Source organism: Bacteroides faecis MAJ27, assembly GCF_900106755.1.
Classification (GTDB): Bacteria; Bacteroidota; Bacteroidia; order Bacteroidales; family Bacteroidaceae; genus Bacteroides; species Bacteroides faecis.
On sequence record NZ_FNNN01000015.1, the window covers coordinates 140602 to 153477 of the forward strand.

The 12876-nt window shown below is 41.9% G+C and carries 9 protein-coding genes and 1 riboswitch; of the genes, 4 read left to right on the plus strand and 5 right to left on the minus strand.

Annotated elements, in window-relative coordinates:
* Nucleotides 1-6: 6 nt before the first annotated feature.
* The 5 genes from BLW31_RS14310 to phoB all read right to left on the minus strand — a co-directional run bounded on the left by BLW31_RS14310 (nucleotide 7) and on the right by phoB (nucleotide 7642).
* Nucleotides 7-1347 (minus strand): DUF5074 domain-containing protein, encoded by a 1341-nt coding sequence (locus BLW31_RS14310; protein ID WP_010538738.1) that lies wholly within the window; start codon nucleotides 1345-1347, stop codon nucleotides 7-9.
* 20 nt (nucleotides 1348-1367) lie between these two features.
* Nucleotides 1368-2756: a DUF5074 domain-containing protein gene (locus tag BLW31_RS14315; protein WP_010538737.1), complete on the minus strand. Its 1389-nt coding sequence runs from the start codon at nucleotides 2754-2756 to the stop codon at nucleotides 1368-1370.
* A gap of 346 nt (nucleotides 2757-3102) precedes the next feature.
* Nucleotides 3103-3311: riboswitch (cobalamin riboswitch) on the minus strand.
* Nucleotides 3312-3470: 159 nt separating this feature from the next.
* Complete coding sequence (locus BLW31_RS14320) at nucleotides 3471-4412, minus strand: DUF5106 domain-containing protein (protein ID WP_010538736.1); 942 nt, start codon at nucleotides 4410-4412, stop codon at nucleotides 3471-3473.
* Between the two features lie 749 nt (nucleotides 4413-5161).
* The gene (gene phoR / locus BLW31_RS14325; RefSeq protein WP_010538735.1) at nucleotides 5162-6943 is read right to left on the minus strand and encodes a two-component system sensor histidine kinase PhoR; all 1782 of its coding nucleotides are present in this window, start codon (nucleotides 6941-6943) and stop codon (nucleotides 5162-5164) included.
* Between the two features lie 9 nt (nucleotides 6944-6952).
* Nucleotides 6953-7642 (minus strand): two-component system response regulator PhoB, encoded by a 690-nt coding sequence (gene phoB / locus BLW31_RS14330; RefSeq protein ID WP_010538734.1) that lies wholly within the window; start codon nucleotides 7640-7642, stop codon nucleotides 6953-6955.
* A 240-nt stretch (nucleotides 7643-7882) separates the two neighbouring features.
* Between phoB and BLW31_RS14335 the strand changes: the two genes are divergently transcribed.
* Genes BLW31_RS14335 through BLW31_RS14350 form a run of 4 tightly spaced genes read left to right on the plus strand, consistent with a single transcriptional unit; the run spans nucleotide 7883 to nucleotide 12691 of the window.
* Complete coding sequence (locus BLW31_RS14335; protein WP_010538733.1) at nucleotides 7883-9076, plus strand: hypothetical protein; 1194 nt, start codon at nucleotides 7883-7885, stop codon at nucleotides 9074-9076.
* 50 nt (nucleotides 9077-9126) lie between these two features.
* The gene (locus BLW31_RS14340; protein ID WP_010538732.1) at nucleotides 9127-9927 is read left to right on the plus strand and encodes a DUF3805 domain-containing protein; all 801 of its coding nucleotides are present in this window, start codon (nucleotides 9127-9129) and stop codon (nucleotides 9925-9927) included.
* The gene (locus BLW31_RS14345; protein ID WP_010538731.1) at nucleotides 9928-11796 is read left to right on the plus strand and encodes an ABC-F family ATP-binding cassette domain-containing protein; all 1869 of its coding nucleotides are present in this window, start codon (nucleotides 9928-9930) and stop codon (nucleotides 11794-11796) included.
* A 49-nt stretch (nucleotides 11797-11845) separates the two neighbouring features.
* Entirely contained in the window at nucleotides 11846-12691 is an 846-nt protein-coding gene (locus tag BLW31_RS14350) for a histidinol-phosphatase (protein WP_010538730.1), read from the plus strand.
* The last annotated feature ends 185 nt before the right edge of the window (nucleotides 12692-12876 follow it).

Below are 12876 nucleotides of genomic sequence, written 5' to 3' on the forward strand. Positions count from 1 at the left end.
ATTAGTTTAGTTGTTAAATAATACGTGAGAAGGAGAACTGCTACCACAGTCTACGGAATAGTTTAAGGAGCCGTCTTTATTGTAAACGGTAATCGTATACTTCGATTCCTGGTAATAAACTACGTATAACTCTCCGGTTTGTTGATTAAGTTGTGGAGTGGTAGTAATGGAAGATTTTAATTTGTCCACTGCAATAAAGGGTTGACTCAATGAATTGTTTTCACCTATTACATATTTGTATATAGCACCATCATTGGATACAATGTAGATTATGTTTTCACTTTCAGATGCTACCATACCGATGGTAGGTGTAGAGTAAGAACTTTTTGCCGGCTGGAAAGCCAATAATGTTTTTTCTACGGTAAAATCCTTATTGATCTTCACGAGGTAATTTCCTTCACTGGTTGCTTCGAGTGTATAGGCATTGCCGTCTTTAGCCAGTACGAAATTAGTTTTCTGGTTTTGATTGATATCCAATGGTGTGGCGGTAGGTTCTTCTCCTTCTTTAGCGGCAAGCAATTCGTTTACATCGTAGGATTGTACTGGGGCGTCACCTTGATAAGTTTCATTGGATAATACTTTACCGTTGAATACTAATCCGTTATAGATGCTGAACATATACTTGTCCTTGATCTTGATATTGCTAAGTGATTTAAGATCAATGCGATGTATACCGTCTCCTGTCACTAAAGCATATTGATCGTTCAGAATGGTCAGACCGTTCAGGTTGGCACCTACTATAGCAGAATTTTCATAATAAAGCGTTTTGGCATCAACGACAAAGAACTGATCTTTATTCGATGTACTGGTCTTTACCAGAACGTAGAACTTGCCATTGTAATTACTGATATTTGCATTGTCATAACTACCCATCCCTAAAGTTTTTCCAGCGTTCAGAGAGGAATAGCAATCCTTGTAGGTAACCTTCTTTTCCGTATCGTAGAAGTTGAATGTTCCGTCAGCCAGATAAAAGAAACCTTTGGAAAAGTCATGGTTGGAACGAAAACTTGTATTCATTTCTACTTTTCCGTACTTATTTGTGATAACACAAGTCAGATCTGCCCGACATGGATTATCGACCTGATAAGTAAATGTTTGTTCAGTAGAGATCTCTTTTCCATTGAGAAGCCATGAATATGTAGCGTCTTCGGGATTAAGTAATTCCGGAGTGATTTCTAATGTTTCTCCTAGTTCCAGCACCTGGTCTTCGGTTGGGAATGTCCCTTTTAATACGTTTGGATAGTTTGCCAGATTGCCAAGATGCAGATCATCGCAATCGTCGTCATTACAGGCAGTAAACCCTACTGCAATACATGCTATTAATAAAGTTGTATATAACTTATTCATCTTGTTTCTAAGTTTTGCTATTAATTAAAAATAAAGGTAGCGGGGAAGTAGTAACCGTCGTAGGTTATTTCTGAAATCTTTTCTCCTGTTGTGGCATTGAATCGGACTATGAGATTTTTGTTATATTCGCTGGTCAGATACATTGCAAGCAATTCATTTGTTTGGGGATTTACACGGATACCTGCACCATAAAATCCATAACCGTCTTTGGTGTAAGTGGTGAGCGCTTCTGTAGGAGCAGGATTGTCAAACGTTGCCCGGTAGATTTTTCCTCCTGCGATATAGTAGAACGTGCCGTCTGAGGTCCCGCAGAAAGTCGCTTCTCTGTAGGCACCGAAAGAAGAGGGAGAGTAATCACTCCGCATCTCCTTCTTTTCGAATGTAAGGTCAGGTTTTATTTGAACTAAATTGTTTATTCCTTCTTTAGTCGTTTCTACTGTATAAAGGTTACCATCTTTACATTGTACAAAACGTGTACCGCCGTAAGTTACTATATCCAGTTGCTGACATTCTACTTTATCTGTTGGTTGTAAACCGGGAGCAAGTAAGTCATTGATATCTATTACGTGAATGTTTGGGGTACCTCCCCACCTACTGGCGTTTACATTTAAAAGTAGTTTACCATTATAGACGATGCCACTACCTGTTCCTGCATAGGTGTTTCCAACAGTTGTAAGGGTTAGCGTTTCGAAAGTTTTGAGATTAATACGAGTGAAATATCCGTTGTGAGTAATCACTCCGTAGTCTTCGTTCAGGCCGATAAATTCGTATGCCTGATAATTGGTGAGTGTACCACTACTTTTCTCTGCATATAGAGTTTTAGGATCTATTACTACTAACTGATTGTTTTGCTTGGAACAGACGTATAACTTGCCATTCCACAAAGTGGCCGATTGTGATGTTACTCCTAATTCATCGCCGAAGTTCTGATTCTTGTAGCACCAATGCTCGATGCTGTTGTTTTCGTAGTTGTAGTATGAAATACTTCCTGACTCATGTCCATACCAGCCTTCGTTAATAATGAGGCATCCTTTGGAGTAGTCAGCTCCCCGAACGGTCACTTTGTTTTCTAACGTAACTTTTCCCAGATCATTGCTAAGTTCCAGGATAACTTTTGAACGTGACGGACGTTCGGCATTGAATGTGAATGAAGGGTCTGTAGACATGTCTTCTCCATTCTGATACCACTGGTAATATATATCCAGCGGACTGCTTGCTTTGGGGGAGTATACATATTTCTCTCCGACATTAAGTGTTAGGTCTTCTTCCGGGAATGTACCGGCTTTTAAGGCAGGCAGGCCTTGTAGTTTTTCCAAGTGGTCGAGGTCACAGTCGTCTGTAGAACAAGACGCAATTACGAATGCCGCAGTTAAGAACAAAAGCGGCTTGAACAGTTGTTTTAAATTCATATTTTATTTATTTGATTAAGAGAATATTATATCACATGATATATAATGGATTTGCTTGTATGAGTAAATGGTTGATTGCATGACGTATATGGAGCTTTCATGACTTTCTACTGATCGTAGAAAGTCATGGGATAGCGTTGGAGATGATGTAAACTTAAATATCTTTCCATATTAGCTAAATTCTTTTATTCATAAAAATGTCCGGGCGAAATCGCTTCGACCGGACATACATAATAAACTTGGCAGAGTTTATTAGTTTGTACATACTTTCTCTGAATCAAAATGGTGAATGAAATGATAGACGAAGGTCCGGTTCATTAGATTCAACGCTTTTTCCTCGAAAGCAGTGAAACGAAATTACATGGCAGGTCTTCTGACTTATTCCTGTTGTGGGCGCCTTCCCGGATTTATTCTTTCCAGTGGCTGAGAGTGAATTGCTCACAACATTATCTTATTGGAACTTACAGCAGCGGGACTGTTCAGGATTTACACCTGATTCCCTTTTAATTGCTTCCCTCGTGTGAGGGGGCGCAAACCAATGCGGTGCAAAGATAGAGAGTTTATTTGTTTTCTGCAAGGAGGTGTTCTTTTTCTTTCGTATCAAGACGAAAGAAAAAGGAACGCTCAAAGAACTGCCTCCGCCTAACGCTGAACAAACGAGGCGGGGAGACTTTGCGGTGTGGGGGCGGAGGTGTTATTGGGCGTGTATGTTTTTTATTGAGCGTTCGTCATTAAATATTCTTCTATAGCTTGTGCAGTGGCGTCTTTGAGCAGGACGGTTTTCTCCTTGTTTAGGAGGTATAGGGTTGGGATGGCTTTGAGGTCATATAGTTGTTGCTCTTTTATTGCAAATTTCTTGTCGTAGCCGTTGATCCATTCTTTGGGGAATTCGCTGAGGTGTTTTCTCCATTCGTCGAGTTCTTCGTCGGGATAGACGGAGAGGAGGATGAGTTTCTTTTCTTTTAGGAGTTGGTTGATAAAGGGGGCGTTTTTCAGTCCTTCTATTGTTTCGGTGCAGGCATGGCAGCCGGGGTTGTTGATGAATAATAAGATGTAATCGGCTTTCAGTTGATACAGATTGCCTTGGGCGCCGGAGGCAAGGGTGTAGGTGAAATTCAGGGCTTTGGTACCGATACGGTTTTTCTGTGCCAGTTGCAGGCGGGCTTGAGGACGTATCTTTTCTGTTTCGTCGAGTATGGGCGAGGCTATCATGGCTTCCAGTACGGGAATGTAGTATTCTTCATTGCGCATTGGAGAGTTCGGGTCGTACAGATATTTATCCGCGAGGTCGGTGAAATAAGCGAATACTTTCTTGTCTGCATTGCTGCGGTCAATCATTTTGCGCATTGCTTCGTGTGCAGTTTCAAGTGGTACGTGGTTTAGCAAGTCGCAATAGTCTGCCCATGCTTGTTCGGTGACTTCCGGGTGATGGATATAATTGGTGTCGGCAAAGTTAACGTTGTCCCAATAGTGCTTTACAAGAAAGTCGGCACGTTGTTCCGGTGCGGTCAGCATGGGTGGGATGGTGGGCAAGGTAAATGATTTGATGGTATCTTGTGGAGTTTCACTTTTGCTCTGACTTGAGGCGTTGCCGCTTTTGCAGGCGCATAGGAGAAGGAAACATAAAGCTAACAGATAATTTATATTCGTTTTCATAATTCACGGTTTTTATGTTGGACTTGTATCTAAACACGGAAGACAAAGATAATTCCCTTTTTATTTTAATCAAAGTATTCTCCTTTTTTTCTGTTCTTCTTTTAGGAAAGATGGGAGATGAATGGGACTGCAAGAGGATTTTTTCTGAGGGCTTCTAGGGGGAAGAATGGAGGGGGATGATGTGCTATTTTTAAGATATTCATCACAAATGTTCGTTGGAAAATGATTCAACCAGAGAAGGAATTGCATAAATCAATGCAATAATATACGGGATTGTGCATAGTATTGTATGTTAGGAGAGATAATATACACATTTTACAAGCAATGTAAGGTGGCTTAAGTCGGTGTGTAAAGCGAGTTTCCTCGGTGAGTAAGGTTGGTCTCCTCGGTGAGCAACTTAATTTAGGTCGGTGGGCAAGTAGTAACAGCCGAATTTATAGCTTTGGTCAAGCTGGTTGGCGCTTGTCGGATGATCGGAAGGAAGTGATAAAAGGATTGTCGGGAAGATGTGACGAGGATGAAAAGAAAGGAATATCGACGAGACTCTTTCTTTAGGACAGGAAAATCCCATTATATGTAAATAATGGGATCTGATTGTTGCCGAATGGAGGCGTTTTTTCGTTTATCTCTGTACGACGGATGAATAAATCGCTTTCTTGCCTATTTGAATATTCCTTTTTGAAGAATGGTCGATTTTTATGCAGATCGCGTGACTATCCTATTGAGGAGGAATAAGAATAGTATGGGGATTATTTCTCTTTCGCTAATGTGAAAACAAATTCCAGACCACCGCCTTGGTTATTCTTGGCTGAGATGTTGCCGCCGTGTATGATCACGGCATTCTTTACAATGGCCAATCCCAGTCCTGTGCCGCCAAGTTTGCGTGAGCGGCCTTTGTCTACCCGGTAGAAGCGTTCGAAGAGGCGGTTCAGATGTTCCGGCGATACCCCTATCCCTGTATCTGCAAAGCTGAAATAATAGTAATTCTCGTCTTCACGGAAACAGTTGATGTTGATTTGTATATTCGATCCTGCGTAGGCGATGGCATTGTCCATCAGGTTACGGAAGATGGAATAGAGCAATGAGTAGTTACCTTTTATCTGAATACCTTTCTTGAGTGAATCGATAACGGTGATATGCTTTTCTTCCAGTTCCAGTGAAACTTCGTTGATGATGTTTCCTACCAGTACGCTGATGTCCACTCGTTCCATATCTATCATGTTGGCGGCTTCGTCCATACGGGTTAGTACGGATATGTCACGTAGCAGACGGCTGAGGCGGTTGCTCTGTGCATAGCAGCGTTCGAGGAAAGTGTTCATCTTCTCGCGGGAGATGTTTTCGTTGTTGACAATCGTTTCCAGATATCCTTGGATACTGCTTACCGGCGTTTTCAGTTCGTGGGCGATATTTTGTGTCAGCTGGCGTTTCAGTCTTACTTGTTCTTCTTCCTGGGTAACGTCGTTGATGGATATCTCGAAACTGGCATCTTGGAAAATGATACATTCTACGATAAAGTTTCGTCCGTTCTTGTTGATGGTGACAGACATACGTTTTTCGTCTTTTCCCCGTGAACGTTGTTGCTGGTTTTTGTTGATGAAGTTGATGATCTCTTTCAGTTCGCTGATAGCGAAAACTTCTTCTGTCGTTTCCAGGTTAGAGTCTGAGATCAGGTTACTGTATTGGGTAAAGAGATTGTTGACCAGAATCTCCTTCTTATCTTTAGTGAATATACCCAGTCCTTCGTGTGAAATCTGAAGGTGGGTAATCAGCTTTTCGCGTTCGATGTAAAGAGCTTCCTTGGTTTCATGCAGACGTCTGTAGATCTGGATAATGTGCTGCGAAATCTCGCCCAGCTCGTTGTGGGGAAAAGCGGATTGCATTGCCATTTCAATCGGTTCGTTCCGGTCGGCACGCATGGCAAATTCGCGTAACTGGCTGATAGAAGTGCCCAGTTTATTCGTGAATTTGTAGAAGATGATGATAAGCAGCAAAGATATGGCAGCTGTAAACCAAAGGTAATGCGGGTCTGCTTGCAGGTTATTGATCAGACTTACATTATAAGGTAGTGCCGAACGGATCATATAATCTCCGTAGCGTGTGGCGGAGTAAAAATAAGGCAATCCGGTAGTTTCAGAAGTACGACGTACATCGAATCCGTTACCCTCTTTCAGGGCTTTCTGCACTTCCGGGCGATTGAGATGGCTCTCTAGTGGCTGATTCTGATTCTTATAACTGTCATAGATCACATTTCCCTGCAGATCGATCAGTGTGACACGTAAGTCTTGTAGCGCATGCTCACGAATATATTTGCTTGTGACTTCTTCGATAGCTGCGCTATTATTCAGGCGTTCATACAGTCGGCTGTTATAATCTTGTAACTGCGTATTCAGTAACTCGATTTTATATTCTCTTTCACGCTGATACTGGTAGGCTATAAAGCAGATGGCGAATACCAGAAACAACGAAATGACCGAAAGGAAAAGCTTCCGGCTGAAAGAAAGGAAATGTTTTTGGGTGACAGGTAGGTTCATAATCGTTTATTATTCTGCTTCAAAGCAATATCCATATCCCAGGCGGGTGACAATACATTTGCCATATTCGCCTATCTTTTTCCGCAGGCGGGTGATATTTACGTCGATGGTACGGTCGAGTACGTAGACTTCATCACTCCAGATGCGGGCAAGAATATCTTCGCGTGAGAATACACGTCCTTTGTTCTGTACCAATAGAAGCAGTATCTCAAATTCTTTTTTAGTCAGCGGTACTTCTTCGTCATCTATGCTCACCTTTTTCTTGGTGATGTCAATCACGAGTGACTGGTAGACAAGTCGTTCGGGCACTTTTTCCGTTTCCGTTGTGGCTGTGCGTCTCAATACAGCTTTCACGCGGGCGATGACTTCACGCAGGGAGAAGGGTTTCGAGATATAGTCGTCTGCTCCCAGGTTGAATCCGGTCACAGTATCATTTTCTGTGTCTTTCGCCGTGATGAAGATGATAGGCACCATAGCCGTCTTTTTGTCCTTCTTCAGCATGTTCGCCATTTTGAATCCGGAGATTTCTCCCATCATCACGTCCAGGAGAATCAGGTGGTAACTGCTGATGTCCATTTTCAGCGCTTCTTCGGCAGAGTTAGCGGTATCAACCTCGTAACCTTCATTCTCAAGATTAAATTTCAGGATCTCACAGAGGTCTTCTTCATCGTCGACAACTAAAATACGGTAATCGTTCATAAGATATATGTATTAATGTGATATGACAAAGTTAAGTTTTTATTTTATTCCGGGACAAAGATGAGGAGATTTTGTTACGGGCGGATGAAACAAATGTTACAATCATATTACATTCGACGGAAAGTGGCAAGTGAGAGGGGATTTAAAAGATTTTGTTGAATACTCAAGTAAAAAACGGTTGTTATTTGTTATCTTTGTTAGCGATATAAGGTAATAATACATATATTAAGGATATAGATAATGATAAGAATAGATCTGAAACGCTATAGACGCGAAATCATAGGAGCAGTCATTGTGCTCCTTATTTTAATTGGGGGAATATCAGTCTTTAAATATTCTGCTTTTAATTCAGGTTTCGAGATAGTAGATGATTTGGGAGGGAATATCTTTCCGTCGGCTATTTTGTCGGTAGCGACCACAGATGCTCAGGTTATTACTCCTACCGATTCTATGTATCTGGGAAATCCGAAGTCATGTATTGCCATCCGCGTAAAGTCGCGGACAGCTTACAGCAGGGTCCGGATTGAAGTTGCCGAAACTCCGTTTTTCTCACGTTCCGTATCGGAATTCGTACTGAATAAACCAAGAACAGAATATACCATTTATCCGGATATCATCTGGAATTATGAAGCATTGAAGAATAATGTGCAGGCGGAACCGGTGAGCGTGGCGGTAAAAGTAGAAATGAATGGAAAAGATATGGGGCAGCGGGTGCGTACATTTTCAGTACGTAGCGTCAATGAGTGCCTGTTGGGATATGTAGCCAATGGAACGAAGTTCTATGATACCAGCATTTTCTTTGCGGCCTATGTGAATGAAGAGAATCCGATGATCGACCAGCTACTGCGTGAAGCCTTGAATACTCGTATTGTAAACCGCTTTCTGGGCTATCAAAGTACGGCAAAAGGAGCAGTAGACAAGCAGGTATATGCCCTCTGGAATGTTTTGCAGAAACGTAAATTCCGTTATAGCTCTGTTTCTAACACGAGCCTTTCCAGTAATGTCGTCTTTTCGCAGCGTGTCCGTACTTTTGATGACGCTTTGGAGTCTTCGCAGATTAATTGCGTGGATGGAAGTGTACTGTTTGCGTCGTTGCTTCGTTCGATTAATATCGAACCTATATTAGTGCGTACTCCGGGACATATGTTTGTGGGATATTACACCGACAACTCACATAAGGATATGAATTTTCTTGAAACGACGATGATCGGTGATGTCGACCTGGACGACTTCTTTCCGGACGAACAACTGGACTCTACGATGGTAGGTAAATCACAGAATGAAATGTCTTTACTGACTTTTGAGAAATCGAAACAATACGCTAATAAAAAGTATAAGGATAATGTAGAAGGAATCCATTCCGGAAAGTTGAACTACATGTTTTTGGAGATTTCCAAAGAAGTGCGGAGGAAAATACAGCCCATAGGGAAGTGAGATTCATTTTTAATTTGTATTTTTGCCAAGTAATCATTTAACGAAAAAGAATGCAAGGCAAGAAATTTATCTCTCCCGGAGCTTGGTTTTCTATAAACTATCCGTCGGACTGGAATGAGTTTGAAGATGGCGAAGGCTCTTTTCTTTTCTATAATCCCGATGTTTGGACGGGAAACTTTCGTATATCTGCATTTAAAGGGAATGCCGGTTATGGCAAAGAAGCCATTCGGCTGGAGTTGAAAGAGAACGATTCGGCTTCATTGGTGAAAATCGGACAGTTGGATTGCGCTTATAGCAAAGAGATGTTTCAGGAAGACGGCACGTATTACACTTCTCATTTATGGATCACAGGCATTGACAATATAGCTTTCGAATGTTCGTTTACCGTCCCCAAGGGAGGAGCGGTGAAAGAAGCGGAAGAGGTGATTGCTACGTTGGAGATTCGTAAGGAAGATCAGAAATATCCGGCAGAATTGATTCCCATCCGTCTTTCGGAAATCTATCTGGTGAATGAAAGTTATGAGTGGACCGTGTCGATGGTGAAACAGGAACTGAAAAAAGATTTTCAGGGAGTGGAAGAAGACTTGGAGAAACTGCAGCAAGTGATTGATTCCGGCAAAATAGGACCGAAAAAGAAAGAGGAGTGGATGGCGATAGGTATCACCATTTGCGCTATCCTTGCGAATGAGATCGATGGCATGGAATGGATGACATTGATTGACGGTAATCGTGAGGCACCTTTGCTCCGGTATAAAGACCGGACTATCGACCCGATGAAGTTAACATGGAGCAGAGTGAAGGCAGGAGAGCCTTGCAACGTAGTAGAGGAATATAAGAAGTGTTTGGATTAAATGGCAGTACCTTATTTACAAGTAGACAACCTGACCAAGTCTTTCGGAGATCTGGTTCTTTTTGAAAATATATCATTTGGCATTGCCGAAGGGCAGCGTGTCGGATTAATAGCAAAGAATGGTAGTGGAAAGACTACTTTATTGAATATTATCTCAGGGAAAGAAGGACATGATAGCGGTAGCATCGTTTTCCGCCGTGATCTCCGTGTAGATTATCTGGAGCAGGATCCGCAGTACCCCGAAGAACTGACCGTTCTTGAAGCTTGCTTTCATCATGGAAACAGTACTGTAGAACTGATTAAGGAATACGAGCGCTGTATGGAAACCGAAGGACATCCGGGACTGGAAGATCTTTTGGCGCGCATGGATCAGGAAAAAGCATGGGAGTACGAACAGAAAGCAAAGCAGATTCTATCTCAACTGAAAATCAGAAATTTTGATCAGAAGGTGAAGCAACTGTCCGGCGGACAATTGAAGCGTGTTGCATTGGCCAACGCCTTGATTACCGAACCCGACCTGCTGATTCTGGATGAGCCTACCAACCATTTGGATCTGGATATGACTGAATGGCTGGAAGAATATCTCCGCCGTACCAACCTTAGCCTGTTGATGGTGACGCATGACCGTTATTTCCTCGACCGTGTTTGTTCGGAGATTATTGAAATAGACAATCAGCAACTTTATCAATATAAAGGAAATTACAGCTATTACCTGGAGAAACGTGAGGAACGTATCGAAGCGAAAAGCGTGGAAATAGAACGCGCCAATAATCTTTATCGTACTGAACTCGACTGGATGCGCCGGATGCCACAGGCACGCGGTCATAAAGCCCGTTATCGTGAAGACGCTTTTTATGAATTGGAGAAAGTTGCCAAACAGCGCCAGCGTAATGATAACGTGAAACTGGAAGTAAAAGCGTCTTATATTGGAAGCAAGATATTTGAAGCTGATCATTTATCCAAGAGCTTCGGTGATCTGAAGATTCTGGACGATTTCTCATATATTTTCTCCCGTTATGAGAAAATGGGTATTGTGGGAAATAACGGTACCGGAAAATCTACTTTCATTAAAATATTAATGGGACTGGTAAAACCGGATGGAGGAACAATAGACATCGGCGAAACAGTTCGTTTCGGTTATTACTCGCAGGATGGGCTTCAGTTTGACGAGCAGATGAAGGTTATTGATGTGGTACAGGATATTGCCGAAGTAATTGAACTGGGTAATGGCAAGAAACTGACAGCCTCACAATTCCTGCAACATTTCCTGTTTACTCCGGAAACGCAGCATAGTTATGTCTGTAAACTGAGTGGAGGAGAGCGCCGTCGTCTTTACTTGTGTACGGTCTTGATGCGTAATCCTAACTTTCTGGTATTGGATGAGCCTACCAACGATCTGGATATCATTACCTTGAATGTTTTGGAAGAATACCTCCAGAGTTTCAAAGGCTGTGTGATTGTTGTATCTCACGACCGCTACTTTATGGATAAGGTTGTTGATCATCTGTTGGTCTTTAACGGTCAGGGAGATATCCGGGACTTCCCCGGTAACTACAGTGATTATCGTGACTGGAAAGAAGCGAAAGCTCAGAAAGAAAAAGAAGCAGAGAAGCCGCAGGAAGAGAAAACAGCCCGTGTTCGTCTGAATGATAAACGTAAAATGAGTTTCAAGGAAAAACGTGAGTTCGAACAGCTGGAAAAAGAAATAGCACAACTGGAAGCGGAGAAGGCACAGATTGAGGAATTGCTTTGTAGTGGTACTCTTTCTGTAGATGAACTGACTGACAAGTCTAAACGTTTGCCTGAAGTGAATGAACTGATTGACGAAAAGACAATGCGTTGGTTAGAATTAAGCGAGATAGAAGGCTGATGCCGATAAAGATTAATATGAAAACCGAAATAACCAGATAAAACCTATTATGCCCAATCTGACTAATTATCATAGCCACTGTCTGTATTGTGACGGGCGAGCTAATATGGAAGATTTTATTCGTTTTGCCATAAGTGCAGGCTTTACTTCTTATGGTATTTCGTCTCACGCTCCACTGCCATTTTCTACCGCATGGACAATGGAATGGGATCGGATGGATGATTATCTTGCTGAGTTTTCCCGCCTGAAAGAGAAATATGCCGATAAGATAGAATTAATCATCGGTCTTGAAATTGATTATTTGAATGAGGAAAGCCATCCCGCTTTGCCTAGTTTTCAGAATCTGCCACTTGATTATCGGATCGGTTCCGTGCATATGCTCTATTCTCCGGAAGGAAAAGTAGTGGATATTGATACTCCGGCAGATACTTTCCGGCAGTTGGTAGATCAGCATTTTGGAGGTAATCTTGATTACGTGATTTGGTCATACTATAACAATCTGTTTCATATGTTAGATTTGGGAGGCTTTGATATTGTAGGTCATGCGGATAAAATGCATTACAATGCTTCCTGTTATCGCCCCGGCTTATTAGATGAGTTATGGTATGACAGATTGCTACATCGATATTTTACGACAATTGCCGAACATGGATATATTGTTGAAATCAATACAAAGTCCTATCATGATCTGGGGACTTTTTACCCGAATGAACGTTATTTTTCTTTGTTGAAAGAGTTAGGTGTCCGGGTACAAGTGAACAGTGATGCCCACTATCCGGAACGGATCAATAACAGCCGCGTTGAAGCGTTGACTGCTCTGAAGAAGGCCGGTTTCTCCTCTGTAGTGGAGTGGCATGGCGGTAAGTGGGAAGATGTAGCTATTGAACTTTCATAAAATATAGCCTGATTAAAAACAGAGGCTCTGATTGGTTGTAACTGAACCTCTGTTTGATATAAATAAAGGGGCTGTGTCAAAACTAAGGCACATCCCCTTCTTTTTTTAATATAAAATAGTCGTTCCTCTTTTTTGTCTATGCGACTATTTTTTCAGTAATTAGGTAATAAGGCTTAATATTCGTC